Source organism: Pseudomonas sp. R-28-1W-6 (assembly GCF_009799925.1).
Lineage (GTDB): Bacteria > Pseudomonadota > Gammaproteobacteria > Pseudomonadales > Pseudomonadaceae > Aquipseudomonas.
The window spans coordinates 34,746-59,081 of record NZ_WELK01000012.1; the positions used below are offsets into that span (position 1 = coordinate 34,746).

The 24,336-nt window shown below is 66.1% G+C and carries 27 protein-coding genes; 17 read left to right on the forward strand and 10 right to left on the reverse strand.

The features are described from left to right. Nucleotide 1: 1 nt before the first annotated feature. From F3I62_RS17600 to F3I62_RS17610, 3 genes are read right to left on the reverse strand one after another with little or no spacing between them, the layout of a single operon-like run. Nucleotides 2–1,282, reverse strand: a complete 1,281-nt coding sequence (locus F3I62_RS17600) for a dihydrolipoamide acetyltransferase family protein (RefSeq protein ID WP_160490945.1) — start codon at nucleotides 1,280–1,282, stop codon at nucleotides 2–4. Beyond that, nucleotides 1,283–2,335 (reverse strand): alpha-ketoacid dehydrogenase subunit beta, encoded by a 1,053-nt coding sequence (locus F3I62_RS17605; RefSeq protein ID WP_160490946.1) that lies wholly within the window; start codon nucleotides 2,333–2,335, stop codon nucleotides 1,283–1,285. Then, complete coding sequence (locus tag F3I62_RS17610; RefSeq protein ID WP_160490947.1) at nucleotides 2,332–3,564, reverse strand: 3-methyl-2-oxobutanoate dehydrogenase (2-methylpropanoyl-transferring) subunit alpha; 1,233 nt, start codon at nucleotides 3,562–3,564, stop codon at nucleotides 2,332–2,334. Before F3I62_RS17610 ends, F3I62_RS17605 begins: the two co-directional genes overlap by 4 nt. Nucleotides 3,565–3,853: 289 nt before the next feature. Between F3I62_RS17610 and F3I62_RS17615 the strand changes: the two genes are divergently transcribed. After that, on the forward strand, nucleotides 3,854–4,315 hold the full coding sequence (locus F3I62_RS17615) for an Lrp/AsnC family transcriptional regulator (RefSeq protein WP_160490948.1): 462 nt from the start codon (nucleotides 3,854–3,856) through the stop codon (nucleotides 4,313–4,315). A 243-nt stretch (nucleotides 4,316–4,558) separates the two neighbouring features. Here the strand turns inward: F3I62_RS17615 and F3I62_RS17620 are convergent, their stop codons facing one another. Continuing rightward, nucleotides 4,559–5,998: a hypothetical protein gene (locus F3I62_RS17620; RefSeq protein WP_160490949.1), complete on the reverse strand. Its 1,440-nt coding sequence runs from the start codon at nucleotides 5,996–5,998 to the stop codon at nucleotides 4,559–4,561. Between the two features lie 312 nt (nucleotides 5,999–6,310). Between F3I62_RS17620 and F3I62_RS17625 the strand changes: the two genes are divergently transcribed. Both F3I62_RS17625 and F3I62_RS17630 read left to right on the forward strand, forming a co-directional pair. Next, nucleotides 6,311–7,600 carry an MFS transporter gene (locus F3I62_RS17625; RefSeq protein WP_160490950.1) on the forward strand — a complete coding sequence of 430 codons (1,290 nt, stop codon included), beginning with the start codon at nucleotides 6,311–6,313 and terminating at the stop codon, nucleotides 7,598–7,600. A gap of 283 nt (nucleotides 7,601–7,883) precedes the next feature. After that, entirely contained in the window at nucleotides 7,884–9,329 is a 1,446-nt protein-coding gene (locus F3I62_RS17630; protein ID WP_160490951.1) for a SulP family inorganic anion transporter, read from the forward strand. 77 nt (nucleotides 9,330–9,406) lie between these two features. Here the strand turns inward: F3I62_RS17630 and F3I62_RS17635 are convergent, their stop codons facing one another. Next, nucleotides 9,407–9,838, reverse strand: a complete 432-nt coding sequence (locus F3I62_RS17635) for a helix-turn-helix domain-containing protein (RefSeq protein WP_160490952.1) — start codon at nucleotides 9,836–9,838, stop codon at nucleotides 9,407–9,409. 93 nt (nucleotides 9,839–9,931) lie between these two features. On the opposite strand from F3I62_RS17635, the gene F3I62_RS17640 reads away from it, so the two are divergent. From F3I62_RS17640 to F3I62_RS17650, 3 genes are read left to right on the forward strand one after another with little or no spacing between them, the layout of a single operon-like run. Further along, nucleotides 9,932–10,417, forward strand: a complete 486-nt coding sequence (locus F3I62_RS17640; RefSeq protein WP_160490953.1) for a DUF2938 domain-containing protein — start codon at nucleotides 9,932–9,934, stop codon at nucleotides 10,415–10,417. A 38-nt stretch (nucleotides 10,418–10,455) separates the two neighbouring features. Continuing rightward, nucleotides 10,456–11,055 carry a flavodoxin family protein gene (locus F3I62_RS17645; protein WP_160490954.1) on the forward strand — a complete coding sequence of 200 codons (600 nt, stop codon included), beginning with the start codon at nucleotides 10,456–10,458 and terminating at the stop codon, nucleotides 11,053–11,055. Then, entirely contained in the window at nucleotides 11,052–11,279 is a 228-nt protein-coding gene (locus tag F3I62_RS17650; protein ID WP_160490955.1) for a DUF2798 domain-containing protein, read from the forward strand. Before F3I62_RS17645 ends, F3I62_RS17650 begins: the two co-directional genes overlap by 4 nt. A 93-nt stretch (nucleotides 11,280–11,372) precedes the next feature. On the opposite strand, the gene F3I62_RS17655 is transcribed toward F3I62_RS17650, so the two are convergent. Next, nucleotides 11,373–12,077 carry a glutathione S-transferase N-terminal domain-containing protein gene (locus tag F3I62_RS17655; protein ID WP_160490956.1) on the reverse strand — a complete coding sequence of 235 codons (705 nt, stop codon included), beginning with the start codon at nucleotides 12,075–12,077 and terminating at the stop codon, nucleotides 11,373–11,375. A 131-nt stretch (nucleotides 12,078–12,208) separates the two neighbouring features. On the opposite strand from F3I62_RS17655, the gene F3I62_RS17660 reads away from it, so the two are divergent. Next, nucleotides 12,209–12,643, forward strand: a complete 435-nt coding sequence (locus F3I62_RS17660; RefSeq protein ID WP_160490957.1) for an HIT family protein — start codon at nucleotides 12,209–12,211, stop codon at nucleotides 12,641–12,643. Between the two features lie 53 nt (nucleotides 12,644–12,696). Here the strand turns inward: F3I62_RS17660 and F3I62_RS17665 are convergent, their stop codons facing one another. Next, a complete protein-coding gene (locus F3I62_RS17665; RefSeq protein WP_160490958.1) occupies nucleotides 12,697–13,551 on the reverse strand; it encodes a tetratricopeptide repeat protein in 855 nt (284 codons plus the stop codon). Between the two features lie 247 nt (nucleotides 13,552–13,798). Between F3I62_RS17665 and F3I62_RS17670 the strand changes: the two genes are divergently transcribed. The 4 genes from F3I62_RS17670 to F3I62_RS17685 all read left to right on the forward strand — a co-directional run bounded on the left by F3I62_RS17670 (nucleotide 13,799) and on the right by F3I62_RS17685 (nucleotide 17,566). Further along, nucleotides 13,799–14,230 (forward strand): 3-isopropylmalate dehydratase, encoded by a 432-nt coding sequence (locus tag F3I62_RS17670; RefSeq protein ID WP_160490959.1) that lies wholly within the window; start codon nucleotides 13,799–13,801, stop codon nucleotides 14,228–14,230. Between the two features lie 137 nt (nucleotides 14,231–14,367). After that, entirely contained in the window at nucleotides 14,368–15,255 is an 888-nt protein-coding gene (locus tag F3I62_RS17675; protein WP_160490960.1) for a LysR substrate-binding domain-containing protein, read from the forward strand. Nucleotides 15,256–15,352: 97 nt separating this feature from the next. Further along, on the forward strand, nucleotides 15,353–16,465 hold the full coding sequence (gene aguA / locus F3I62_RS17680) for an agmatine deiminase (RefSeq protein ID WP_160490961.1): 1,113 nt from the start codon (nucleotides 15,353–15,355) through the stop codon (nucleotides 16,463–16,465). Nucleotides 16,466–16,474: 9 nt separating this feature from the next. Beyond that, on the forward strand, nucleotides 16,475–17,566 hold the full coding sequence (locus tag F3I62_RS17685) for an extracellular solute-binding protein (protein WP_160490962.1): 1,092 nt from the start codon (nucleotides 16,475–16,477) through the stop codon (nucleotides 17,564–17,566). Between the two features lie 181 nt (nucleotides 17,567–17,747). On the opposite strand, the gene F3I62_RS17690 is transcribed toward F3I62_RS17685, so the two are convergent. The 3 genes from F3I62_RS17690 to F3I62_RS17700 form a co-directional block, all read right to left on the reverse strand. Beyond that, nucleotides 17,748–18,383 (reverse strand): DUF1326 domain-containing protein, encoded by a 636-nt coding sequence (locus F3I62_RS17690; RefSeq protein WP_160490963.1) that lies wholly within the window; start codon nucleotides 18,381–18,383, stop codon nucleotides 17,748–17,750. 105 nt (nucleotides 18,384–18,488) lie between these two features. Next, nucleotides 18,489–19,214, reverse strand: a complete 726-nt coding sequence (locus F3I62_RS17695) for an ABC transporter substrate-binding protein (protein ID WP_160490964.1) — start codon at nucleotides 19,212–19,214, stop codon at nucleotides 18,489–18,491. A gap of 98 nt (nucleotides 19,215–19,312) precedes the next feature. Further along, nucleotides 19,313–19,924, reverse strand: a complete 612-nt coding sequence (locus F3I62_RS17700; RefSeq protein WP_160490965.1) for a LysE family translocator — start codon at nucleotides 19,922–19,924, stop codon at nucleotides 19,313–19,315. 361 nt (nucleotides 19,925–20,285) lie between these two features. Here F3I62_RS17700 and F3I62_RS17705 point away from each other — a divergent pair, with 361 nt between their 5' ends. The 6 genes from F3I62_RS17705 to F3I62_RS17730 all read left to right on the forward strand — a co-directional run bounded on the left by F3I62_RS17705 (nucleotide 20,286) and on the right by F3I62_RS17730 (nucleotide 24,329). Continuing rightward, a complete protein-coding gene (locus F3I62_RS17705; protein WP_160490966.1) occupies nucleotides 20,286–21,407 on the forward strand; it encodes a beta-ketoacyl-ACP synthase III in 1,122 nt (373 codons plus the stop codon). Nucleotides 21,408–21,451: 44 nt separating this feature from the next. Then, complete coding sequence (locus tag F3I62_RS17710; RefSeq protein WP_160490967.1) at nucleotides 21,452–22,054, forward strand: RNA polymerase sigma factor; 603 nt, start codon at nucleotides 21,452–21,454, stop codon at nucleotides 22,052–22,054. Further along, nucleotides 22,048–22,278, forward strand: coding sequence for an anti-sigma factor (locus tag F3I62_RS17715; protein ID WP_160490968.1), 231 nt, complete (start codon nucleotides 22,048–22,050; stop codon nucleotides 22,276–22,278). Before F3I62_RS17710 ends, F3I62_RS17715 begins: the two co-directional genes overlap by 7 nt. Before the next feature lie 189 nt (nucleotides 22,279–22,467). Beyond that, nucleotides 22,468–22,779, forward strand: coding sequence for a hypothetical protein (locus tag F3I62_RS17720; protein WP_160490969.1), 312 nt, complete (start codon nucleotides 22,468–22,470; stop codon nucleotides 22,777–22,779). 12 nt (nucleotides 22,780–22,791) lie between these two features. Continuing rightward, a complete protein-coding gene (locus tag F3I62_RS17725) occupies nucleotides 22,792–23,637 on the forward strand; it encodes a DUF692 domain-containing protein (protein WP_160490970.1) in 846 nt (281 codons plus the stop codon). After that, nucleotides 23,634–24,329 carry a DUF2063 domain-containing protein gene (locus F3I62_RS17730; protein ID WP_160490971.1) on the forward strand — a complete coding sequence of 232 codons (696 nt, stop codon included), beginning with the start codon at nucleotides 23,634–23,636 and terminating at the stop codon, nucleotides 24,327–24,329. The genes F3I62_RS17725 and F3I62_RS17730 overlap by 4 nt, the downstream gene beginning before the upstream one ends. The last annotated feature ends 7 nt before the right edge of the window (nucleotides 24,330–24,336 follow it).

Here is a 24,336-nt window from a genome sequence, read left to right on the forward strand (position 1 = left end):
CTCACTCCAGGAACAGGCTGGCGGGGTGTTCGAGCAGGCCGCGCACGGTCTGGATAAAAGCCGCCGCGTCCATGCCGTCGACCACCCGGTGATCGAAGGAAGAGGACAGGTTCATCATCTTGCGCACGACGATCTGGCCGTTGATCACCACCGGCCGTTCGACCATGCGGTTGACCCCGACTATGGCCACTTCCGGCGCGTTGATCACCGGCGTGCTGACGATGCCGCCCAGGGCGCCGAGGCTGCTCAGGGTGATGGTCGAGCCGGACAGCTCGTCGCGCTGGGCCTTGCCGCTGCGCGCGGCCTCGGCCAGGCGGGCGATCTCCGCCGAATTGCCCCACAGGTCGCGGGACTCGGCGTGGCGCAGCACCGGCACCATCAGGCCATTGTCGCTCTGGGTGGCGACGCCCACGTGCACCGCGCCGTAGCGGGTGACCACTTCGGCCTCGTCGTCATAGCGGGCGTTGAGCTGCGGATGCTCGCGCAGCGCCACCACCAGGGCGCGGATCAGCAGCGGCAGCAGGGTCAGCTTGCCGCGCTGCTGGCTGTGCTTGGCGTTCAGGTGCGCGCGCAGGGCTTCCAGGTCGGTCACGTCGATTTCCTCGACGTAGCTGAAGTGCGGAATGCGCCGCTTGGCCTCGGCCATCTTCTGCGCGATCTTGCGGCGCAGGCCGATCACCGGGATGGCCTGCTCGTCGTGGCGCGCGGCATAGCCACTGGCACGCGGCATGCCGCTCTGGCCACGGCTCAGGTAGGCATCGAGGTCTTCGTGGCGGATCTGCCCGATCGGCCCGCTGCCCGTGACGAACTGCAGTTCGATGCCCAGCTCGCGGGCGCGCTGGCGCACGGCCGGCGAGGCCAGCGGCTTCTCGCCTGGTTCACGGCGTACGCTCGGGGTGGGTGCCGGGCTGGCGACCGGGCGCGCCGGGGCAGCGGGGGCGGGCGGCGCAGCCACGGCCTTGACCGGCTCGGCAGCAGCTGGCGGCTCGGTACGCTGCGCCACGCCGGGCGCGGGCTCGCTGGCCTTGGCATTGCCGGCGCCGGCCACTTCCAGGCGGATCAGTTCGCTGCCGACGGCCATCACCTGGCCCGGGGTGCCACCCAGGGCCAGCACCGTGCCGGCCACCGGCGAGGGGATTTCCACCATGGCCTTGTCGGTCATCACATCGGCCAGGGTCTGGTCCTCGCTGACGGTCTCGCCGACCTGCACATACCACTTCACCAGCTCGACTTCGGCGATGCCTTCACCGATGTCAGGCATCTTGATCACATGGGTACCCATTCAGACCTCCATTGCGCGCTTGAATGCCGCGCCGACCCGCGCCGGCCCCGGGAAGTAGTCCCATTCCTGGGCGTGCGGGTAGGGCGTGTCCCAGCCGGTGACCCGTTCGATGGGCGCCTCCAGGTGGTGGAAGCAGTGCTCCTGCACCAGCGCCATCAGCTCGGCGCCGAAGCCGCAGGTACGCGTGGCCTCGTGGGCGATCACGCAGCGCCCGGTCTTCTTCACCGAGGTGACGATGGCCTCCAGGTCCAGCGGCCAGAGGCTGCGCAGGTCGATGATCTCGGCATCCACGCCGGTTTCCTCGGCGGCGGCCTGGGCCACGTAGACCATGGTGCCGTAGGTCAGCACGGTCAGCGCGTTGCCGGGGCGGGCGATGGCGGCCTTGTCCAGCGGCACCTTGTAGTAACCCTCCGGTACCTGGCTGGCCGCGTGCTTGGACCAGGGCGTCACCGGGCGGTCGTGGTGGCCGTCGAACGGGCCGTTATACAGGCGCTTGGGTTCGAGGAAGATCACCGGGTCGTCGTTCTCGATGCAGGCGATCAGCAGGCCCTTGGCGTCGTAGGGGTTGGACGGCATCACCGTGCGCAGGCCGCAGACTTGGGTGAACATCGCCTCCGGGCTCTGGCTGTGCGTCTGCCCGCCGTAGATGCCGCCGCCGCAGGGCATGCGCACGGTCATCGGCACGGTGAAGTCGCCGACCGAGCGGTAGCGGATGCGCGCCGCCTCGGAAATCAGCTGGTCGGAGGCTGGGTAGACGTAGTCGGCGAACTGGATCTCCACCACTGGGCGCAGGCCGTAGGCGCACATGCCGACGGCGGCGCCGATGATGCCGCTCTCGGAGATCGGTGCGTCGAACACCCGCGAGGTGCCGTACTTCTGCTGCAGGCCCTCGGTGCAGCGGAACACGCCGCCGAAGTAGCCGACGTCCTGGCCGAACACCACCACGTTGTCGTCGCGCTCCAGCATCACGTCCATCGCCGAGCGCAACGCCTGGATCATGGTCATGCTGGTGACCGCCTGGCTGTTCTCGTGTTGCGTATTCATGGCGGTCATACCCCCAACTCCTGGCGCTGGCGGCGCAGGTGCTCCGGCAGCTCCTTGTAGACATCCTCGAACATGTTGGCGGCGCTGAAGACGTGGCCGTCGACCAGCGAACCGTGGCTTTCCGCCTCCTTCTGCGCGGCCAGTATTTCGGCCTCCAGTTCCTTGTGCAGCGCTTCGTGCTGCGCCTCGGACCAGATGCCCAGGCCGAGCAGGTGCTGCTTCAGGCGGGCGATCGGGTCGCCCAGCGGGAAGTGCGAATAGTCGTCGGCCGGGCGGTATTTCGACGGGTCGTCCGAGGTCGAGTGTGGGCCGGCGCGGTAGGTCACCCACTCGATCAGGCTCGGCCCGAGGTTGCGCCGGGCGCGCTCGGCGGCCCACTGCGAAGCGGCGTAGACGGCGAGGAAATCGTTGCCGTCGACCCGCAGCGAGGCGATGCCGCAACCCACGCCGCGGTTGGCGAAGGTGGTGCCTTCACCGCCGGCGATGGCCTGGAAGGTGGAGATCGCCCACTGGTTGTTGACCACGTTGAGGATCACCGGCGCGCGGTAGACGTGGGCAAAAGTGAGGGCGGTGTGGAAGTCCGACTCGGCGGTGGCGCCGTCGCCGATCCAGGCCGAGGCGATCTTGGTGTCGCCCTTGATCGCCGAGGCCATGGCCCAGCCCACCGCCTGGATGAACTGGGTGGCCAGGTTGCCGGAGATGGAGAAGAAGCCGTACGCACGGCTGGAATACATGATCGGCAGCTGGCGGCCCTTGAGCGGGTCGGCCTCGTTGGACAGCAGCTGGCAGATCATCTCCTTCAGCGGGTAGTCGCGGGCGATCAGGATGCCCTGCTGGCGATAGGTCGGGAAACACATGTCGCCGTCCTGCAGGGCCAGGGTGTGCGCGGTGGCGATGGCTTCCTCGCCCAGGCACTGCATATAGAAAGACATCTTCTTCTGCCGCTGTGCGGTGGTCATGCGCGCGTCGAAGATGCGCGTCTTGAGCATCGCGCGCAGGCCGCGCAGCAGTTGCTCGCTACTCAGCTGCGGGTTCCACGGGCCGACGGCGTTGCCCTGCTCGTCGAGCACGCGCACCAGGCTGTAGGCCAGGTCGCTGGTCGCGGCCGGTTCCACGTCGATGGCCGGTTTGCGCACGGTGCCGGCGGCGGACAGGTGCAGGTAGGAAAAGTCGGTCTTGCAGCCCGGTCGCCCGGTGGGCTCCGGCACGTGCAGGCGCAAGGGCGCGTAGTCAGTCATGTTGCCTCCAGCCAAAAGTGATCGGGAACGGATCAGCAGCGAATCAGCGTGGCGGACTGGGCGGATGCAGCCGGGCAGGCTGAACGGAGGCGCAAAGGGCATGCGCGCGGTGGGTGCGGCAGGGGAGGCGGGTGTGCGTGACATCACTCATGGTGAGGCCCTCGTCGTTGTTCTTGTGATTTCAGTATATGCTTCGACTGCTAGTTTTTTGCTCCAAAGTCACTAGTTTTGCTCGGCTGTATTAGTATGTTTGAGCTAATAAAACCAATAATCGTAGAAGCATGCCGCCATGCCCGAACTTGACCGCATCGACCTGAAAATCCTCCGCGCCCTGGCCGAAGACGGCCGCATGAGCTGGCGCGACCTGGCCCTGAAAGTCGGCCTGTCGATGACCCCGACCCTGCGCCGGGTGCGTCGCCTGGAGGACGAGCAGTACATCCAGGGCTATTTTGCGCGCCTCGACGAGGAACGCCTGTCCGGGGCGATGAGCGTGTTCGTCTCGGTCTCCTTAGAAAAGCAGACCGGCGACTACCTCGCCCGTTTCGAGGAGCGCATCGTCGAGGCGCCGCAGGTGATGAGCTGCTTCCAGATGACCGGCGACGCCGACTACATGCTGCGCGTGGTGGTCAAGGACCTGGCCGCCTACCAGGCCTTCCTCACCCACACCCTGACCTGCATCCCTGGCGTCGCCGGAATCAAGTCGGCCTTCGCCCTGAAGTCGGTAATGCTGCGCTCGGCGCCGCCGATCTGAGGATTGCCACGCTGACCGGCGCTGGAGATAGCCAGAGAGCAGATAGCGACCCAGCGCTGTCTGTCGAAAAGCTGGCGGACAAGTAAAGGTTGTTCACCCTACGGAGTTGCCGGGGCCGCGTAGGGTGGAAAACCACGAAGCGTTTTCCACCGTGCAGGTATCCAGGCTACTTGCTGCAACTCCTCCTAGGTCAGCAAGCGGGTTGTACCCACCCGACATTTCTTGGCTGAATACTGTCGAGCGTCATTCTTTGCCTTCCGTCTTTTTATCGAGCACCTTACCTACAGCTTTGCTTAAAACGTCATACAGCGGGTGCGATGCAGGCTCCACAGGCTGACCTTTTGCTGGGTTATTGCGGATCTCTAGGAAGACCTCAGCCGTAATTTCTTGCTCGAATCCGGGTGCCTGTCGTTTGAAACCATCAACAGACATTGCTAGGGCTGCCTTATGAGCATACTCACGTTCAAGGTGAAAAAGCTCGGCATAAGACTTAGTAAAAAATGCAGTTAGCCAAGTTGCCGGCAATAGCAGCATGAACTTGCCCAGCACCGCGTAAGGACTTCCTTCTGCCGAGGCGTCCATAGTCGGAATCCAACCTCCAAAAAGGCCGGGAAGAAGATGCGCAGCCAGCGGCAATGAGGACGCAATCAGCAACATGACGGCGATATAGAATCCGCGTCTAGCAGTATTCATTCGCGTTTCATAGCGTACTCGAGTGTCTTCCATGCTTTTCGCGAGCCCTGCTGTTGTGGCGCCAGATATCATGACGTCCGCTAATTGGGTCAGCCGTATAATTTCCTGTTCCCGCTCCCCTAAAGTCTGCTCGATCTTTTCTCGCTCTTGCTGAAACTTTTTGAATTCAGTATTTCGGTCTTCAAGCTGCTTCTGGAAGGCGCTGAACTTAACTTGATAGTCTGAGATTAGGCTCTCCAAAGCACCGGCATTGGCGCCAGTGGTCTTGATCTGCTCGATAAGGCTTGCAACAGCACCAACATCGGTACTGGCTTGGCTTTGTAATGCTCGAATTGCAGCTAGTGAAACATTGATCTCTGTCTCGGCGTCTTTGGCTTCTTTCGCGCTACCAGCAGCATGCTCGGCACTAACTTCTGTGGCGGCGGCGGAAGCTTGAGCCTGCTTGCGAAGTGACTCTGTTTCTCGTATGACCTTTCCAAGAGCTTCCGCCCTCTTGGACAGATCATTGACACTCTTAGCTTTGGTGAGTGGTAGCGTGGATCCCACAACTCCTAACAAGGCATCGGTAAAGGCGTTCAGTTGTGAGAAATTGTTAGTCAGATCAAGGTTGGCATAGTGCTGCTCGTCTTCAAAAAGCTGCCAAGAAAAGTGTTCGTTGCTATCCCGAATTGATGTCTTCTCGCGCCAGTTCTGCCTCATTTGAGAGAGAACAGAGTCAACCTGACTTATAAATCCTTGAATGTTAGGGCGCAGATCTCTGAGCCGGCCGCCAAGCACAGCCGCTTCGATGTCACCTTCCTTGCTTGGGAGCATCGCCAGCAAGCTTTCAAAGACCAAGCGGACTCGATGAGTGAATATGGTAAAGGACTGCTGGTTAAAAATTGGACGAGTTTTCTCGAAGTCGTACCGGCTCTGGCTGAGTAAATCCATAACTGCTTCCCAAGCAGTCTGCGCCGTTTGCAGTTCAGTTTCGAAGTCCTTGAGGCTCATGGTTTCCCTTTTTATGAGAGAGGTTGCTGAATAAAGACTCTTCGCCCGAAAGCCATTCGCTAGAGACTTTGATTGAGCACTTTACTCGATTTTCTGGTTAGGCCAATCGAGTAGCATTTCTGAATAAAAGTGTGCTGAGTCGCCTCAGCTGTGACGCTGTCCGTGCCCCTGGCGGTCTCAGTTCATGGGCTGTCGGTTTCGGCAATGTCCAGCCCCTGTCTTTTGCTTGACTGAACCATACTCCAGTCCATCCCCGATAAGCCTGTGCGGCCTGTTTCCCAGGCTCTCCCTGATCGAACCATCGAGCAGTCCATGACCAGTATTTGGAAGTCGTTTCGCTCACTGTATTTCGCCACCCTGCTGATGCTGATCGGCTCCGGCCTGTTGAGCACCTACCTGGGCCTGCGTCTGGCGGCGGACAAGGTCGATACCGCATGGATCGGCGCGCTGATGGCGGCCAACTACCTGGGCCTGGTGCTGGGCGGCAAGGTCGGCCATCGGCTGATCGCCCGGGTCGGCCATATGCGCGCCTTCGTTTCCAGCTCGGGCGTGGTCGGCGCCGCCGTGCTCGGCCACGGTTTGATCGACTGGCTGCCGGCCTGGCTGGTGCTGCGCGCGCTGGTGGGCCTGGGCATGATGTGCCAGTACATGGTGATCGAGAGCTGGCTGAACGAGCAGGCCCAGGCCAGCCAGCGCGGGCGGGTGTTTTCCGGCTACATGATCGCCTGCTACCTCGGCCTGATGCTCGGCCAGCTCACGCTGGTGCTGCATCCGGCGCTGGGCCTGGAGCTGCTGATGCTGGTGGCGCTGTGCTTCACCCTGTGCCTGGTGCCGGTGGCCATGACTCGCCGCAGCCACCCGGCGCCGATGCAGCCGGTGGCGCTGGAACCGCTGTTCTTCATCAGACGGGTGCCGCAGTCGCTGACCACCATCCTGGTCTCGGGCCTGGCCATCGGTTCCTTCTATGGCCTGGCGCCGCTGCATGCCTCGCGCATGGGCCTGAGCACCCTGCAGGTCGGCCTGTTCATGGCCAGCTGCATCCTCGCCGGCCTGCTGGTGCAGTGGCCGCTGGGCTGGCTGTCGGATCGCTACGATCGCGGCGCGCTGATCCGCAACTGCGCAGTATTGCTGACCCTGGCCAGTCTGCCCCTGGCGATCCTGACCGAGCTGCCGCTGGAGCTGCTGTTTCCCCTGGGGTTTGTCTTCTGCCTGTTGCAGTTCAGCCTGTACCCGCTGGCCGTGGCGTTCTCCAACGACTACATCGAGGCCGAGCACCGGGTTTCGCTGACGGCCATGCTGCTGGTGACCTTCGGCATCGGTGCCTGCCTGGGGCCGCTGACCGCGGGGCTGCTGATGCGCGAGCTGGGGCCGAACATGCTCTATGCCTTCGTCTGCTTCTGTGCATTTATCCTGATCTTTCGCGTGCGCCCGGACACCATCAAGCACATGCAGCCGGTGGAGAATGCCCCGCTGCAGCACGTGGCCGTGCCGGACAACATGACCAGCTCGCCGCTATCGGCCGCCCTCGACCCGCGTGTGGAGGAACGCACGGTGCATGAGCAGATGCAGCGCGCCAATCCGGCGACCGAGAGCAGCGACTAGTCAGCTAGGTGATGGCGGGGAAGGGACATTAGCCTGTGGCGGATCTGCCGTAGGGTGCGCCGTGCGCACCAGAAAGCCCGCAGATATCCCCGGTGCGCGCAGCGCACCCTACGTGAGCAGGAGGGATGACGTTCCGCTTGGCCGCCACACTCATGCGCCGGTCTGGTTCACGCGCGGCCCGGCCAATCACTGGCCGGCCCGCACGCATTTCCGTAACATCCGCGGCCCTCGTTCCCCACACGCTCCGCGGCCCGGCCTTGCCGGTCCGCCCTTGGGTCATTGCATGAAAGTGAAACGTCTGCGTGCCGACGTCCTGGCCGGGCTCACCACCTCCTTCGCGCTGGTGCCCGAGTGCATCGCCTTCGCCCTGGTGGCGCACCTCAATCCGCTGATGGGGCTGTACGGCGCCTTCATCATCTGCACCCTGACCGCGCTGTTCGGCGGGCGGCCGGGCATGGTCTCCGGTGCCGCCGGCTCGATGGCGGTGGTGATAGTCGCGCTGGTGGTCGAGCACGGCGTGCAGTACCTGCTGGCCACCGTGTTGCTGGGCGGGCTGCTGATGATCGCCTTCGGCGTGTTGCGCCTGGGCAAGCTGATCCGCATGGTGCCGCACTCGGTGATGATCGGCTTCGTCAACGGCCTGGCGATCATCATCGCCCTGGCCCAGCTGGAGCACTTCAAACAGGGCGAGGCCTGGCTCAGCGGCAACGCGCTGTACCTGATGCTCGGTCTGGTGGCGCTGACCATGGCCATCGTCTACCTGCTGCCGCGCCTGACTCGCAGCGTGCCGCCGGCGCTGGTGGCGATCCTCGGCGTGGGCCTGGCGGTGTACCTGCTCGGCCTGCCGACCCACACCCTGGGCGACATGGCGCACATCGCCGGCGGCCTGCCGGAGTTTGCCCTGCCGCAGGTGCCCTGGACCCTGGAAACCCTGCGCATCGTCGCGCCCTACGCGCTATTGATGGGCCTGGTCGGCCTGCTGGAAACCCTGCTGACGCTGAACCTGACCGACGAGATCACCGAGAGCCGCGGCTTTCCGGATCGCGAGTGCGTGACCCTGGGCGCGGCCAACATGGTTTCCGGGGTGTTCGGCGGCATGGGCGGCTGCGCGATGATCGGCCAGACCGTGATCAACCTCAGCTCCGGCGGCCGCGGCCGGCTCTCCGGCGTGGTGGCCGGGGTGATGATCCTGCTGTTCGTGCTGTTTCTCTCGCCCTTGATCGAGCGCATTCCGCTGGCCGCGCTGGTCGGGGTGATGTTCGTGGTGGCGCAGCAGACCTTCGCCTGGGCCTCGCTGCGGGTGCTCAACCGGGTGCCGCTGAACGATGTGCTGGTGATCATTGCGGTAACCAGCATCACCGTGTTCACCGACTTGGCCACCGCGGTGCTGTGCGGCATCGTCATCGCCGCGCTCAACTTCGCCTGGCAGCACGCCCGCGAACTGTATGCCGACAGCCATCTGCAAGCCGATGGCAGCAAGCTCTACAGCCTGCACGGCACGCTGTTCTTCGCCTCGACCACGCCCTTCCTCGACCAGTTCGACCCGGCCAACGATCCGCAGCAGGTCGTCCTCGACTGTCGCCACCTGAGCTTCGTCGACTACTCGGCCATCGCCGCGCTGAAGACCCTGCGCGAGCGTTACGCCAGGGCCGGCAAGCAGCTGCGCGTGTTGCACCTGTCCGGGCGCTGCAAGCAACTGCTCAAGCGCTATGGCATGCCGCATGAGTGAGGTCGCTGCGCGCCGCCAGCGGCCTTTGTTGTCCTCCGACTAAAGCGTGCCCGGCAGGCCGGGGCAGTCCGCTCAATTCACTTACGCAAGCCCTTGCGCTCGCCCTTGCGGTGCTTGCGCTCATGCGCGCTGGCCGCCGCCGCTTGCACCAGGCGCTGGAAGGTGGGGCACTCGGCGTGGCTCGGCGCCGGGCAGGCCGCCGCATGGCGTAAGCCATTGCTCATGGCCTGCAGGCGCTTGATGGTGGCATCGAGCTCATCGGCCTTGGCCGCGAGCATCTGCCGGTCGATAGCCGGCGCGCCGCCGGGGGCGAACATCGAGCGTATTTCGTCTAGGGTGAAGCCGGCGGACTGGCCGAGGGAAATCAGTGCCAGCTGGTCCAGAATCTGCGGCGCAAAGCTGCGTCGCTCACCCTGGCGGCCGAGCGAAGCGATTAGCCCCTTTTCCTCGTAGAAACGCAGTGCCGATGCCGGTACGCCGGAGCGTCGGGCTACTTCAGCGATATCCATCAGATACCCCTTGACCTCAAGTTTACTTGAACTTGTAGATTCAGGCAGAACCCCTGGCGGGTCAACCTTGAGGAGGTCCTGATGACGCACTTAATGCAATTCATAACCCTGGCTGCCGGCATCGGCATCGTGGCGACGGCGCTGATGGATGCCTGGCTGATGCTGTTGAAGTACAGCGGCGTGCCGACCCTGAACTTTGCCTTTATCGGCCGCTGGGTGGGGCACCTGCTGCGCGGCCAGGTGGCCCATGCGGCCATCGCCAAGGCGCCGCCGATCCGCGGCGAACTGGCCCTGGGCTGGCTGATGCACTACGCCACCGGCATCGCCTTTGCCGCGCTGCTGCTGGCCCTCGTCGGCCTGGACTGGGCCAGCAGGCCGACCCTGCTTCCCGCGCTGCTGGTAGGGGTCGCCACGGTCAGCATCCCCTTGCTGGTGATCCAGCCGGCCATGGGCTCCGGTTTCGCCGCCAGCAAAACGCCAACCCCACTGCGCAACTGCATCAAGAGCGTGGCCAATCACGGCGTGTTTGGCCTGGGCCTCTACCTGGCCGCTGTATTGATCGGCGCACTGTTGCGCTGAGCGCAGAAACAGATCACTCATCACCTGGAGTACCAGTCATGAAGAAAGTCGCGGTGATTTACCACAGTGCCCATGGGCATACCGAGCACATTGCCCGCATCGTTGCCGAGGGTGCGCGCAGCGTGCCCGGTATTGAAGTTGACCTGTTGCAGGCGCAAGACCTGGCCACGGCGCCAGAGGCCTTGCTCGGCTTCGACGCCTACCTCCTCGGTTCACCCACTTACCTCGGCGGGGTGTCGGCCCAGGTCAAGGCATTCATGGATGCTACCGGTGGGCTGTGGCGCACCCAGCAGCTGCGCGGGCGCTTGGCGGCAGGTTTCACGGTGTCGGCGTTGCCAGCCGGGGACAAACAATCGACGTTGCTGTCGATGTTCGTCTTCTGCATGCAGCACGGCATGCTGTGGGTCGGCAATCCGATTCTGCCGGAGCAGCACCTTGGGGTTGCGTACGATGAGGCGGCGAACCGTCTCGGTTCCTGGTCGGGCCTGATGGCCCAGGCGGAAAAGGCCTCATCCGCCGACTCGTTTGTGCCGGGCGATATCAAGACCGCGCGGCTGTTCGGGCAGAACTTCGCCGCCACGCTGCAGCGCCTGCAGCACGGCAGCCCGCTCAAGCAGAGCCCGGAGACCGTTCGATGATCCCGAGAAAATACAGCCCGCTGCTGTTCGCCCTGATTCTCTCGGGGGTGATGTCTCTGCTGGTGTCGGGACTTTCCACCTTCCGTGCCACGGGCCTGATTCCCAGCTTTGCCAGCCTGTGGCTCAGCGCATGGCTGACGGCCTGGCTGCTGGCGTTCCCGTTGGTGCTGCTGATCAGCCCGCTGACTCGCCGCGTGGTCGAGAGACTGGTGCGCAGCGATTAGAGGGCCAGCTTGAAGGTACTTGACCTGGGCGGCGGGATTGGCCTGCAGCTTCGCCTGCGAACACCGAGAGCATTGGGCGCAGGCGCCAACCGTTCAATCCCGCTGCGGAATCCCCAGCCCCCGCACTACCGCCGGGCGCGCGAGGAATCGTTCGAGAACCCGCTGCACCTGGGTAAAGCGCTCGAACTCCACCAGTTCGCCGGCCCCGTAGAAGCCGATCAGGTTGCGTACCCAGGGGAAGATGGCGATGTCGGCAATGCTGTAGGCGTCGCCCATGACCCACTCGCGGCCTTGCAAGCGCTGGTCGAGCACGCCGAGCAGGCGCTTGGCTTCGTCGATGTAGCGATCGCGCGGGCGTTTGTCCGCGTAGTCCTTGCCGGCGAATTTATGGAAGAAGCCGACCTGGCCGAACATCGGGCCGACGCCGCCCATCTGCCACATCAGCCACTGGATGGTCTGGTAGCGCGCGGCGGCGTCCCGGGGCAGCAGTTGGCCGGTCTTCTCGGCGAGATAAAGCAGGATCGCGCCGGACTCGAACAGCGCCAGTGGCAGGCCGTCCGGGCCATTGGGGTCGAGGATGGCGGGGATCTTGTTGTTCGGGTTGAGCGAGAGGAATTCCGCGCTGAGCTGGTCGTTGCGCTCGAAGCTGACCAGGTGCGGCTCGTAGGGCAGGCCGGTCTCTTCCAGCATGATCGACACCTTGACCCCGTTGGGGGTGGGCAGCGAGTAGAGCTGCAGGCGCTCGGGCTGGGTGGCGGGCCATTTTTGCGTGATGGGGAAGGCGGACAGGTCTGGCATGGGCGCTCCGGTCGGGGTGGCGGAAAAGGGCAGGATAACGGCGAATGTCCGCTCGGTCAGGTCTCGGGTTTTGCCCGGCGGGTCGAAACCGGTATGGTTCGCTCCTTCGCCCACCCTACTGGAGAACCCTGATGAGCCTGCACGGCACTTACGATGAACAGAACATCTTTGCCAAGATCATTCGCGGCGAGGCCCCCTGCTACAAGCTGTACGAGGATGACGAGGTGCTGGCCTTCCTCGATGTGTTCCCGCAGTCCTTCGGCCACACGCTGGTGATCCCGAAGCAGGCGCAGGCGCGCAATATCCTGGAAATCGACAGCGCCAGCCTGGCCAAGGTGATGGCCGTGGTGCAGCGCCTGACCCGCGTGCTGGTGGACGAGCTGCAGCCGGCCGGCGTGCAGGTGGCACAGTTCAACGGCGCGCCGGCCGGGCAGACGGTGTTCCACATCCACATGCATGTGATCCCGCGTTATGCCGGCGAAAGCCTGGGCATCCACGCCAGCGCCAAGGCCGACCCGGCCGAGCTGGAAAAACTGCAGGCACGCTTGCTGGCGCGCCTGGGCTGAGTATGGCGTGTGGAGCGCCGCCCCGGCTGCGTACCGGGCCGTGCGCACCGGGCTTATTGCTCCAGGGCCAGGGCGACATCCGGGCAGCGGGCTTCCTCGCTGACGGTCTGGCGCTTGAGCCACTGTTCGGCCTGGGTGTACCAGGCGGTATCGCTGGTATCGAGTTCGGCGATGGCGTCCTTATGGCCACTGGCCGCGGCCTTTTCCAGCCAGAGACGGCGCTGGATCTGGTTGCTCGGCATGCCGCGGCCGATGCTGTAGGCATGGCTGAGGGCGTACTGGGCTTGCTCATGGCCGCCCAGGGCGGCCTTGCATAACCACTGCAGAGCCTTGTCGTCGTTGCTGACGTAACGCTCGGCGAGCCCGTCGTCGCTGCTGATGTCCTGAATGCCGTTGTCGTCGGTCCAGTATTCCTCGGCGAGGAGGTACTGGGCGTGGGTGTTGCCCTGCACGGCGGCCTTTTCGAACCACTGCATGGCGATGAACTGTTGCTGCAGGTCGTCGCCCTGGAGCAGGTAGTCGACGCCCAGCTCCACCTGGGCCAGGTCGAGGCCCTGGTTGGCGGCCTGCTCCAGCAGGGGAATGCGTTTGGCATCGCCACCGGGGAGCAGCTCGTCGCGGTAGAGGATGGCCAGCTCGAAGGCCGCGCGGGCGACCCCCTGGTCCGCGGCCTGGGCATACCACAGCTCGCTGACGGGGTAGGCCTGGCGCGTGTAGTACACATAGCCGAGGTTGAACTGGGCGCAGGCATCGCCCACTGCGGCCTTTGCCTTGAGCGCCTCGACGCCGGGCGCATCGGACGGATCGACGACGATGGTGCAGGTGGTGGCCCAGGCGCTCCCGGCGCCGAGGCAGCCGAGCAGGGCCAGGCTGGCCAGGAAGTGTGGAAGAGGGCGGGGGGACTGCATGGCGGGGCTCCTTGCCGGTTCTGGCTCCGTGGCCGCCACCGCGCTCCATGCGCGGCTGGCCTGTCGGCGACATTAGCCATTCGCCGCAGGCCGCACAAGTTGCCCGTGGCGGGCTGTGGCACAGGCTGGGGTCCACCCCGGCTGGGACGGCGCACGGGGCGGCAAAGTCTGTACGCGCCCGGCTTGTGGCGAACGGCGCGAGCGCCAATACTGGGGCCACATCTTCGATCGCCCAAGGAGGGCTTCCATGCGCTTGATCTCTGCGGTTCTGCCTCTGTTGTTGCTCGCCGGTTGCTCGTCTTTTCGTGCCGATTCCGAGGATGTGCGTCCGGTGCCGGCCGATCGACTGCTGGCCTTTCAGGAGGCGCGCGAGGGCGGCGGGCAGATCGTGGTCAACCGCGACCTGGGCATGATGGGCGGCGGCTGCTACGTGGCCATCGAGGTGGATCGCCAGGTGGCCGCGCGCATCGGCGTGGGCGAGGTGGCGAGCTTCCAGGTGCCGGCCGGCACCCGCGTGGTGGGCATCACCCTGGACAAGCAGGACGACACCCTGTGCAGCAAGGGCCGCCTGCTGCGCGAGCTGGCCGTGCCGGTCAAGGCCGGCGAGACCCATGCCTTTCGCATCGTCAGCCAGAACAAGGGCGGCTTCGACATTCTGCCGGATCAGCCGCAGCCCTGACTCCCCCTGCAAGCCTGTATCGGCGGGCGTGCGCTGTTCGCTGTTAGGCGAGTGTTGGTGGTGCCTGAGCGGTCTTGGCGCTGGACGCCAGCGGCCATCCTGGGCAAGCATGCGGCTTTTGCCGGGAAGCCATTGTGATGCGTCGCCTGCCGTCCCTCACCGCGTTGCGTACCTTCGAGTCGGCGGCGCGGCACGCGCATTTCGGTCGCGCCGCCGCCGAGCTGTGCGTCACCGACAGCGCAGTCAGCCACCAGATCCGCCAGCTCGAAGAGCAGCTCGGCACGCGGCTGTTCCAGCGCGATGGCCGCCAGGTACGCCCCACGCCACAGGCCAAGCGCCTGCTGCGCAGCCTGCAGCAGGCCTTCGAGCTGATCGGCGAGGCTTGCGACGAGCTGCGCGACCCCGGTTCCCAGGCGCAACTGCGCATCGCGGTGACCGCCGAGCTGGCGCAGAAGTGGCTGGTCGGGCGCCTGGCCGATTTCAGCGAGCGCTACCCGCAGATCACCCTGCACCTTTACGAACAGCCGCTGGAGGCGACCCAGCCTGGCGAGGAGATCGACCTGGCGATCACCTATGGCACCGGCCCGGCCGATGGCAGCGCCTACTTCGTGCGGCCGTTGCCGATCCTGCTGTTCTTCCCGGTGTGCAGCCCCGGCCTGTTCAACCAGCTGCCGCTCAAGCACCCGCGCGACCTGGCGCGCCACTGCCTGCTGCACGACGATCAGGACGGCAAGACCTGGACCGCCTGGCTGACCACCCATGCCGGCGATATCCAGCCACAGCGCCATCTCTACCTCGGCCATGCCGGGCTGACCATGGAGGCCGCCGCGCGCGGCCAGGGCGTGGCCATCGGCGACAACCTGACCAGCGCCGAGGATCTGGCCAGCGGCCGTCTGGTGCGCCCGTTCGCCGCCAGCGTGGCCTCGCTCGGGCAATACGCGCTGGTCTGCGAGCGGCTGCGCCTGGATAAACCGGCGGTGGCGCAGTTCGTCGAATGGTTCACCGATCAGCTGGTCGACCTGTGAATTAGATTCAGCTATCCCGCGATAATGGTCATTGGTCGCGGGCGCTCTGCCGCGGGTACTGTCGAGCTATCCAACAGCCACCGACGAGTACCCTGCAATGGCCCGTTCCCTGACCTCTCTGCCCAAAACCGACGGCTTCCGCCTGCCCGGTGAATTCGAACCCAAGGCCCGTTGCTGGCTCGGCTGGCCGGAGCGTACCGACGTGTGGCGCAACGGGGCCAAGCCGGCGCAGAAAGTCTGGGTCGATATCGTCAGCGCCATCGCCAGCAGTGAGCCGGTCACCGTGTGCGCCTCGGCCAGCCAGTACGCCAACGCCCGTCGCCAGCTGCCGGCCCATGTGCGGGTGGTGGAAATGACCTGCAACGACACCTGGTTTCGCGACAGCGGCCCGGCCTTCCTGGTCAATGACGACACCCTTGAGGTGCGCGGTGTGGACTTTGAGTTCAACGCCTACGGCGGCCTCGACGGCGGCTTGTACTACCCGTGGGACAAGGACGACCAGATCGCGCAGAAGATCCTCGAGATCGAAGGCTACGACCGCTACCGCGCGCCCTTTATCGCCGAGATGGGCGGCATCCAGACCGATGGCCAGCGCACCCTGCTGACCACCGAGCAGTGCCTGCTCAACCGCAACCGCAACGCCCACCTGGGCAAGGACGAGATGACCCGCCGGCTCGGCGATTACCTCGGTGCCGAGCAGGTAATCTGGTTGCCGCGCGGCTGCAAGTTCGACGAAACCGACGGCCATATCGACGACCTGGCCTGCTTCGTTCGCCCCGGCGTGGTGGTGATGCAGTGGACCGACGACCGCAACGATCCGCAGTGGGAAATCTACCAGGAGGCCTACGACATCCTGCGCAGCAGCCGCGACGCCCGAGGGCGTGAGCTGCAGGTGCACAAGCTGCCGCAGCCGCGTGTGCTGCAGTGGACGGCGGAGGAGGCCGAGGGCCTGGACCAGGACGACGCGACCCACACGCGCCAGGCCGGCACGCAGATCTGCGCCTCCTACATCAACTACTACGCCGGCAACTCGGCCATCGTCGTGCCGCTGTTCAACGACCCCTGCGACCGCGTGGCCCAGGCCACCCTGGCCGAGCTGTTCCCGCAGCATCGCATCCTCGGTATCGACAACTCGCGGGAAATCCTCCTCGGCGGCGGCAACGTCGCCTGCATCACCATGCCGCAATACGCCGCGCCGCAGCGCGCCTAGGAGGCTCCGATGAAACTGCATGCCACTCTGTTGGCCCTGGGCCTGGCCGTTAGCGCGCACGCACTGGCGGGCGAGGCGCCCAAGCAGGTCAACCTGTATATCTGGAACGAGTACCTGGCGCCGGACACCCTGTCGTCCTTCGAGGCGAAGACCGGGATCAAGGTGGTGGTCGACCACTTCGACTCGCTGGAGACGGTGGAGACCAAGCTGCTCACCGGGCGCAGCGGCTACGACCTGGTGCTGACCGCCGGCCAGCACCTGCAGCGGTCGATCCAGAGCGGTGCGCTGCAGCCGCTGGACAAGGCCGCGCTGCCGCACTTCGCCGGGCTGGATGGCGAGTTCACCGGGCATATGGCGGCCTTCGATCCGGGCAATCGCTATGCCGGGTTGTACGTGTGGGGCACCACAGGGTTCGGCTATCAGCAGCAGGCCATCGCCAAGCGCATGGCGGATGCGCCGACCGACAGCTGGAGCATGCTGCTCGACCCGGCGGTGGTGGCCAGGTTCGCCGACTGCGGGGTGAGTTTCCTCAACGATCCCAACGAGGTGTTCGCCGCGACCTTCCGCTACCTGGGCCTGGACATCAACCGGCAGAGCCTCGACGACCTCAAGCTGGCCGCGGCGCACCTGGCCAAGGTGCGGCCGTCGATCCGCTACTTCGACAACGACCGCAATATCGCCGACCTGGCCAATGGCGATACCTGCCTGGCGATGTCGTGGAACGGCAACGTGTCGATTGCCGCCGGCCAGGCGCAGCAGGCGGGCAAGCCGTACAGCCTGCACTACAGCATCCCGCGCGAAGGCACGCTGATCTGGTTCGACGCCATGGTGATTCCCAAGGATGCGCCGCATCCGGAGGCAGCGCTGGCGTTGATGGATCACCTGATGACCCCGGAGGTGATCGGTGCCATCAGCAACAGCATCTACTACGCCAATGCAGTGCCGGCCGCGCAGGCGACGGTCGACCCAGCCCTCCTCGCCGACCCCGGCACCTACCCGCCGCAGGCGCTGCGCAATGGGCTGTACACCAAGAACGACAACAGCCCGGCGTTCAACCGGGCGCTGACCCGGGCGTTCAGCAAGTTGAAGTCGGGGTTGTGAACAGCGCCAGGGCAGCTGCAGCCCGCCACCTGGGCTGCCCCTGCTGAAGTCCTCGGGTCTAGGCTCGGGCGATCAGCAGCGACAGGCAGCCCGGCACCCGCCCTGGCCTGTTGCCGAGCGGGCGGTTGTCGTTGACCGCAGCGGCTAGCAGGCCGTTGAAAAACGTACTGGGTTTACACAGCTAGCGCACCACGCCGCGCCCGGTGAAGTGCAGGTGGGCGAAGTGGCCATGGCTGTGCTGCGCCTGGATGTGGATCGGTCCCTGAGTCTGGAAGCTGCCGCTGGCCATTTCCGCTTCGTTGAACTCGAAGCCGTCGGGCAGCACCAGGCGCACGCGCTGGGCTTCGCCGCTGACCGGATTGCGGATCGGCTCGCCGCTGGCTTCCAGCACCTCGGGAATGCGGACCCGGGCCTGGCGCCCGGCGACATCGACGCTCAGTTCGATGGCGACGAACTGGGGGTCGTGCATCTCGCTGATGGTCCCGGCGAACACATTGAACACGGTGGCGCCGGGGTCGGTTTCGGCGCCGGAGAGAATGGTCAGCAGGGCGTTGCGCTGTTCGGCGCTGGCGCGCTGGTCGATGAACACCTGGCAGCGGCCGTTGCCTTCGTGGATGGCGCCCGGCCAGGCGAACATGCCGACCCAGCACAGGCCGTCGAGAAGGGTTTCGTTGAAATGGCCCCGGTCGATGCGCATCGACACCACGGCTTCGCACTTGCCGCGGCTGGGTCGGGCGCTGAATTGGCAGGGGCAGCCCCAGTCGCAGTTGCAGGTGACGAATTCGTCGCCCTGCATCCGCCAGTCGGCCATGGACATGGCTTCCTCCTTCCCGCCGCAGCGGGGTTGGCAATCCCCCATTTGTCAGGCTAACCCCGCATCCGGGTGGGCGGGGCGCGAGCCGACTAAAGGCGGGCCGCCGGCTCAGCGGTACTTGGCCAGGATCGCCTCGAACTCGCCGTCCAGCTTCATTCGTACCAGGGCGCGCAGCAGGCGCATGGTCGGCACATCCGGCTCGTCGCGGACGATGCAGGCAACCGGGTCGGCGGTCACTTCGCCCACCGCTTGCAGCTTGCGTTCGGCGGGCTGCCGACGGTTGTACCAGTCGAGGGACAGCTCGTTGCTGACGGCGTAGCGGTAGCGCCGCGCCTCCAGCTTGTCCAGGGCCTGTTCCTGGGTGCGGGCGTCGTCGCGGCGCAGCTGGCCGCTGGCGAACAGCGCTTGCAGCTGCGGATAGCTGAAGCCCAGCACGGTGCCGATCGTTTCGCCCGGCAGTCGGCGCGGGTCGAGCGCGGCGCTGTCGCGGCGGCTCACCAGCAGGTCGCGCTGGACCATGAAGGGCACGCTCCAGATGTACTGGTGATGGGACTCCTGCAGCCAGTCCTGGGTGACGTAGCAGCGCACGTCGATCTCGCCGCGCACCAGCATCTGCTGCACGCGCAGGCGCGGCATGACCAGCAGTTCGGCGCGCCGCCCGATCTTCTGCGCCAGGCGGGTCTGCAGGTCGTAGAGAATGCCACCGGTGGCGCGCCGGCCGTCGATCTGCATCATCGGCATGGCCCAGCTTTCGGTCACGGCAAAGCGCAGCGGCCGCTCCTCGGCGGCGAGGGCGGCGCTCAACAGCAGGAAAGCGAGCGGCAGTAGGTGCATGGCGATGGCGGGTGGCGACCTTGGGCTGGGGCGCGGGCGCGCGCTACACAGCTTACCGAGAAACCGGCTCGCTCGGGAGGCGGATGCGTGTGCCGGTTTCAGCGGGTCAGCGGCAGGGCCAGGCCCATCGCGGTGAACAGGCCGCCGCAACCACGGTTGAAGACCTTGCCGCTGCGCTCCAGCCAGGGGCGGATGCGCTGGGCCATGCGCGCCAGGGCATATTCCACCAGGCCTTCGACCAGGGCGAAGGTCAGCGCCATGACGGCGAACTGCAGCCAGAGGTCCGCCGCCGGGTCGAGGAACTGCGGCAGGAAGGCGGCGTAGAACAGGATCACCTTGGGGTTGGAGACCGCCGCCAGCAGGCCCTGGCGCAACAGCAGCGGACCGGGCCTGGCGGCTGCCGGGACGAGCGCGGCCAGGTGCAACGGCGGGGCGCGCCAGAGCTGCACGCCGAGCCAGATCAGGTAGGCGCCGCCGAGCCACTTGAGCAGGATCAGCGCGTCGACCGAGGCCTGCAGCAGGGCGGCCAGGCCGAACATCGACAGGGCCATCAGCAGGACGAAGCCGAGCACGCCGCCGCTCACCGTCCACAGGGCGCGCCGGTGGCCATACAGGGCGCCGTGGCTGAGGGCGAGCAGGCCGTTGGGGCCGGGCGTCAGCGCCAGGCCGATGACGGTGCCAAGGTAGATGAGCCAGGTGTGCAGGGCCATGGTCGATCCCCGGTAGGGCGGGAGCCGCCGGGAGGCCGCTCATCCAGCCTGCACGCTAGCCCATGGGCGCCGCGCCGCACAAGGCCGGGTGCTTGTTGCGGTGGCCGTTATGCCCTGTTCTATGGCGGGGAAGGCCTGTGTCCCGGGTGGGCTGGCAGGCATCTTCCCTAGCAGGGGCCGCGTCGCCGGCAGTCTGTCGGGGCAGCGCCGGGCGCCCGGCTGTGGCACACTCTGCCGCTTACGACAGGCGTGCCGCCACCGGCGTTGCCGCTTTGCCGGTCCAAGAATTTCTGCCTGCGGCTGGCCGCGGGCTTATCGCACACCTGGTCGCCAGCGCGACCCAGACGAAGAGGAACGCCCCGTGCACAAAGCCGTAATCAGTGGCACTGGCCTGTATACCCCGGCTAACAGCATCTCCAACGAGGAGCTGGTGGCTTCCTTCAACAGCTACGTTCAGCAGTTCAACAGCGACAACGCCGCCGCCATCGAGCGGGGCGAGGTCGAGGCGCTGAGCGAGTCCAGCGTGGCCTTCATCGAGAAGGCATCAGGCATCAAGAGCCGCTACGTGATGGACAAGGCCGGCATTCTCGACCCGCAGCGCATGACCCCGCGCATCCCCGAGCGTTCCAACGACGAGTGGGGCATTCTCTGCGAGATGGCCGTCGGTGCCGCCAAGCAAGCCCTGCAGCGCGCCGGCAAGACCGTCGCCGATATCGACGGGGTGATCGTCGCCTGCTCCAACCTGCAGCGCGCCTACCCGGCGGTGGCCATCGAAGTGCAGGCGGCCCTCGGCATCCAGGGCTGGGGCTACGACATGAACGTGGCCTGTTCCTCGGCCACCTTCGGCCTACAGGCGGCCAACAACGCCGTGCAGACCGGCCAGGCCCGCGCCGTGCTGATGGTCAACCCGGAGATCTGCACCGGCCACCTGAACTTCCGCGACCGCGACAGCCACTTCATCTTCGGCGATGCCGCCACCGCGGTGATCGTCGAGCGCGCCGACCTGGCGACCTCGGCGCAGCAGTGGGACATCGTCGGCACCAAGCTGCTGACCCAGTTCTCCAACAACATCCGCAACAACTTCGGCTTCCTCAACCGCGCCGCGGAGGAGGGCATCGGTGCCCCGGACAAGCTGTTCGTCCAGGAAGGCCGCAAGGTGTTCCGCGATGTCTGCCCGATGGTTGCCGAGCTGATCGCCGCGCACCTGGCCGAGAACCAGCTGAATGTCGGCGACGTGAAGCGCTTCTGGCTGCACCAGGCCAACCTCAACATGAACCTGCTGATCGCCCGCAAGCTGCTCGGCCGCGACGCCGAAGAGGGCGAGGCGCCGGTGATCCTCGATACCTACGCCAACACCAGTTCGGCCGGCTCGGTGATCGCCTTCCACAAGCATCAGGACGACCTGCCCAGTGGCGCGCTGGGCGTGCTCAGCTCCTTCGGTGCCGGGTACTCCATCGGTAGCGTGATCCTGCGCAAGCATTGAGTGCTGCAACCTGAGGTGCGCTGAGCGCACCCTACGGGAGGCCCATGAGCGATGACGATCTGCTGCCGCGCCTGCTGGCAGGCGAGCAGCAGGCCTTTCGCGAACTGGTGGCGACCTACCAGGGCGCGATGCGCGCGGTGGCCTATGCCATAGTCGGCAGCCGACATGCCGACGAGGTGGTGCAGGACGCCTGGCTCGCCGTGGTGCGCAATCTGGACGGCTTCCAGCGCCGCTCCAGCCTGAAGACCTGGCTGCTGACCATCACCGCCAATACCGCCAAGAGCCGCCTCAAGCAGCGGCGTCGCGAGGTGTTGCTGGATGACCTGCCGGCGCCCCATGGCACGCTCGGCGGCGAGCGTTTCGCCGCCGACGGCCACTGGCTGACCCCGCCGCACGCCTGGCACGAGGATTCGCCCGAGGCCCTGCTGGGCGAGGACGAGCTGCGCCAGTGCCTGGAAAAGACCCTGGCCAGCCTCTCCGAGATGCAGGCCAGCGTGCTGCTGCTGCGCGAGCGCCAGGGCCTGGAGCTGGAGGAGATCTGTAATCTTCTCGAGCTTTCGCTCTCCAATGTGCGGGTGCTGCTGCACCGCGCCCGGCTCAAGGTGTTCGCCACCCTGGAGCATTTCGAGGAGACCGGCCAATGCTGAGCTGCAAGGAACTGGTAGCCCACTCCAGTGATTTTCTCGACGGCCAGCTGAGCCTGCGCGAGCGCCTCAGCGTGCGCGCGCACCTGGCCATGTGTCGCCACTGCCGGCGCTTCATCCGCCAGATGAAGGTGACCCAGGGCGTGCTGCGCGCCTTGCCGGATGCGGCCATCCCCGAGCTGGATGCCCTGGCCGAGCGCCTGGCGCAACAGCGTCGCCAGCCCTGAGCGATTGGCCCCGGCGCGTTCTGCGGCCTGGGTGATGCACATGGCAGCGGCTTCAGCCGCGTCCACCCCGCGCGCCGGCCCGGCGCAGAAAAAACTTTTCGCCTGGCTGTAACGCCCCGTAGTCTGCTGGGTCTAGTGTTGCGAGGGGGCCATGCCGGCCTCCGCAATCACCCCCACCGGAGAGACTCCATGAAACAGCTGAATTCCGTTGTCGCCACCCTGGGCGCCGCCCTGCTGAGCACCGCCGCGTTCACCGCCCAGGCGGCCGGCAACCCGTTCGCCGCCGAGGAGCTGAGCAGCGGCTACAGCCTGGCGGCCCAGGAGAAGGCTAACGAAGGTTCCTGCGGCGAAGGCAAGTGTGGTGGCGAGATGAAGGCCGCCGACGGCAGCAAGGCCGGCGAAGGCAAATGCGGTGGCGAGAAAGCCGCCATGGAAGGCAGCTGTGGCGAGGAAGGCAAGATGGCCAAGGAAGGCAGCTGCGGCGCGACGAAGGCCGAGTAAGGAACGGCGCACATGACCTCGCAGCCTTTCGTCAGCGGCGCCGGCCTCGGCCTGCGCCGCGGCCTGCTCCCGGCGCTGCTCGACAGCGCCGAGGGGCAGGTGGATTTCCTCGAACTCGCCCCGGAAAACTGGATCGGCGTGGGCGGGCGCTTCGCCCGCCAGCTGCGCAGCCTGAGCGAGCGCCTGCCGCTGCTCTGCCATGGTCTGTCGCTCAACCTCGGTGGCTTCGCGCCGCTCGATTTCGAGCTGCTCGCGGCCATCAAGGCCTTTCTCGACGAGCACGGCATCCGTGGTTACAGCGAGCACCTGTCGGCCTGTGCCGACGATGGCCAGCTGTACGACCTGATGCCGCTGCCGTTCAGCGACGAGTCGGTGCGCCGCGTCGCCGCGCGTATCCGCACGGTGCAGGAGGTGCTGCAGCGGCCGCTGATCATCGAGAACGTCTCGGCCTATGCGCGCCTGCCCGGCGAGCTGGACGAGGCCACCTTCATTCGCGCGGTGCTGGCGGAGGCCGACTGCCGGCTGCTGCTGGACATCAACAACGTCTACGTCAACGCGAGCAATTTCAGTTTCGACCCGCGCGCCTACATCGACGCCATGCCCGGCGAACGCATCGCCTACCTGCACCTGGCCGGGCATTCCGACGAGGCCGCCGGCCTGAAGATCGACACCCACGGCGCGCCGGTGTGCGACCCGGTGTGGGCTCTGCTGGAACATGCCTACGCCCGCCACGGCGTGCGTCCGACCCTGCTCGAGCGTGATTTCAACTTCCCGCCGCTGGCCGAGCTGTATGCCGAGGTGGCGCAGATCCGCGCCCTGCAGCAGCTGGCCGACAGGCGCCGGGAGTCGGCGGCATGAACGCCGTGCAGGCCCAGGCGGCCTTCGCCGCCCGCATCCGCCAGCCCACGGCGCAGGCGCTGCTGCCGGGCATCCCCGGCGAGCGCATGGCGGTGTACGAGGCGCTGTTCTTCAACAACATCGAGAGCTTCCTGTGCAGCGGTTTCCCGGTGCTGCGCCGGCTGTTCGAGGATGCGCGCTGGCAGCGCCTGGTGCGCAGCTTCATCGCCGGGCACCGCTGCCGCACGCCATACTTTCTGCAGATCGGCGAGGAGTTCATCGGCTGGCTGCAGCAGGGCTTCGTCGCCGAGGCGGATGATCCACCGTTCCTCCTCGAACTGGCGCACTACGAGCGGGTCGAGCTGGCCCTGGATGTGGCCTGCGCGGAGCTGCCCGCGCACGGCTGGTCGCCCCTGGCCTGGCCGCTGGCCTATGTCTGGCCGGTGCAGCGGCTGAGCGCCGAATACCGCCCGGCGCAGCCGCCGGCCGAGCCGACCTGCCTGCTGGCCTGGCGTGATCGCGCGGACAGGGTGCGTTTCCAGCAGCTGGCGCCGTTCGCCTACCGCCTGGCCCTGCGCCTGCAGGCCGGCGAGGACAGCGCCGCGGCGCTGGCGGCCCTGGCCGAGGAGAGCGGCCTGGTCGCCGACGCGAGCTATTTCAACCATGCCCGTGCGCTGCTGGAAGACTGGCGGCGCCAGGACATTCTCTGCTAGCGGAGCT

Coding starts and splice junctions, on each gene's coding strand:
- F3I62_RS17600 (WP_160490945.1), bottom strand. CDS start 1,282: ATGGGTACCCATGTGATCAAGATGCCTGACATCGGTGAAGGCATCGCC.
- F3I62_RS17605 (WP_160490946.1), bottom strand. CDS start 2,335: ATGACCGCCATGAATACGCAACACGAGAACAGCCAGGCGGTCACCAGC.
- F3I62_RS17610 (WP_160490947.1), bottom strand. CDS start 3,564: ATGACTGACTACGCGCCCTTGCGCCTGCACGTGCCGGAGCCCACCGGG.
- F3I62_RS17615 (WP_160490948.1), top strand. CDS start 3,854: ATGCCCGAACTTGACCGCATCGACCTGAAAATCCTCCGCGCCCTGGCC.
- F3I62_RS17620 (WP_160490949.1), bottom strand. CDS start 5,998: ATGAGCCTCAAGGACTTCGAAACTGAACTGCAAACGGCGCAGACTGCT.
- F3I62_RS17625 (WP_160490950.1), top strand. CDS start 6,311: ATGACCAGTATTTGGAAGTCGTTTCGCTCACTGTATTTCGCCACCCTG.
- F3I62_RS17630 (WP_160490951.1), top strand. CDS start 7,884: ATGAAAGTGAAACGTCTGCGTGCCGACGTCCTGGCCGGGCTCACCACC.
- F3I62_RS17635 (WP_160490952.1), bottom strand. CDS start 9,838: ATGGATATCGCTGAAGTAGCCCGACGCTCCGGCGTACCGGCATCGGCA.
- F3I62_RS17640 (WP_160490953.1), top strand. CDS start 9,932: ATGCAATTCATAACCCTGGCTGCCGGCATCGGCATCGTGGCGACGGCG.
- F3I62_RS17645 (WP_160490954.1), top strand. CDS start 10,456: ATGAAGAAAGTCGCGGTGATTTACCACAGTGCCCATGGGCATACCGAG.
- F3I62_RS17650 (WP_160490955.1), top strand. CDS start 11,052: ATGATCCCGAGAAAATACAGCCCGCTGCTGTTCGCCCTGATTCTCTCG.
- F3I62_RS17655 (WP_160490956.1), bottom strand. CDS start 12,077: ATGCCAGACCTGTCCGCCTTCCCCATCACGCAAAAATGGCCCGCCACC.
- F3I62_RS17660 (WP_160490957.1), top strand. CDS start 12,209: ATGAGCCTGCACGGCACTTACGATGAACAGAACATCTTTGCCAAGATC.
- F3I62_RS17665 (WP_160490958.1), bottom strand. CDS start 13,551: ATGCAGTCCCCCCGCCCTCTTCCACACTTCCTGGCCAGCCTGGCCCTG.
- F3I62_RS17670 (WP_160490959.1), top strand. CDS start 13,799: ATGCGCTTGATCTCTGCGGTTCTGCCTCTGTTGTTGCTCGCCGGTTGC.
- F3I62_RS17675 (WP_160490960.1), top strand. CDS start 14,368: ATGCGTCGCCTGCCGTCCCTCACCGCGTTGCGTACCTTCGAGTCGGCG.
- aguA (WP_160490961.1), top strand. CDS start 15,353: ATGGCCCGTTCCCTGACCTCTCTGCCCAAAACCGACGGCTTCCGCCTG.
- F3I62_RS17685 (WP_160490962.1), top strand. CDS start 16,475: ATGAAACTGCATGCCACTCTGTTGGCCCTGGGCCTGGCCGTTAGCGCG.
- F3I62_RS17690 (WP_160490963.1), bottom strand. CDS start 18,383: ATGTCCATGGCCGACTGGCGGATGCAGGGCGACGAATTCGTCACCTGC.
- F3I62_RS17695 (WP_160490964.1), bottom strand. CDS start 19,214: ATGCACCTACTGCCGCTCGCTTTCCTGCTGTTGAGCGCCGCCCTCGCC.
- F3I62_RS17700 (WP_160490965.1), bottom strand. CDS start 19,924: ATGGCCCTGCACACCTGGCTCATCTACCTTGGCACCGTCATCGGCCTG.
- F3I62_RS17710 (WP_160490967.1), top strand. CDS start 21,452: ATGAGCGATGACGATCTGCTGCCGCGCCTGCTGGCAGGCGAGCAGCAG.
- F3I62_RS17715 (WP_160490968.1), top strand. CDS start 22,048: ATGCTGAGCTGCAAGGAACTGGTAGCCCACTCCAGTGATTTTCTCGAC.
- F3I62_RS17720 (WP_160490969.1), top strand. CDS start 22,468: ATGAAACAGCTGAATTCCGTTGTCGCCACCCTGGGCGCCGCCCTGCTG.
- F3I62_RS17725 (WP_160490970.1), top strand. CDS start 22,792: ATGACCTCGCAGCCTTTCGTCAGCGGCGCCGGCCTCGGCCTGCGCCGC.
- F3I62_RS17730 (WP_160490971.1), top strand. CDS start 23,634: ATGAACGCCGTGCAGGCCCAGGCGGCCTTCGCCGCCCGCATCCGCCAG.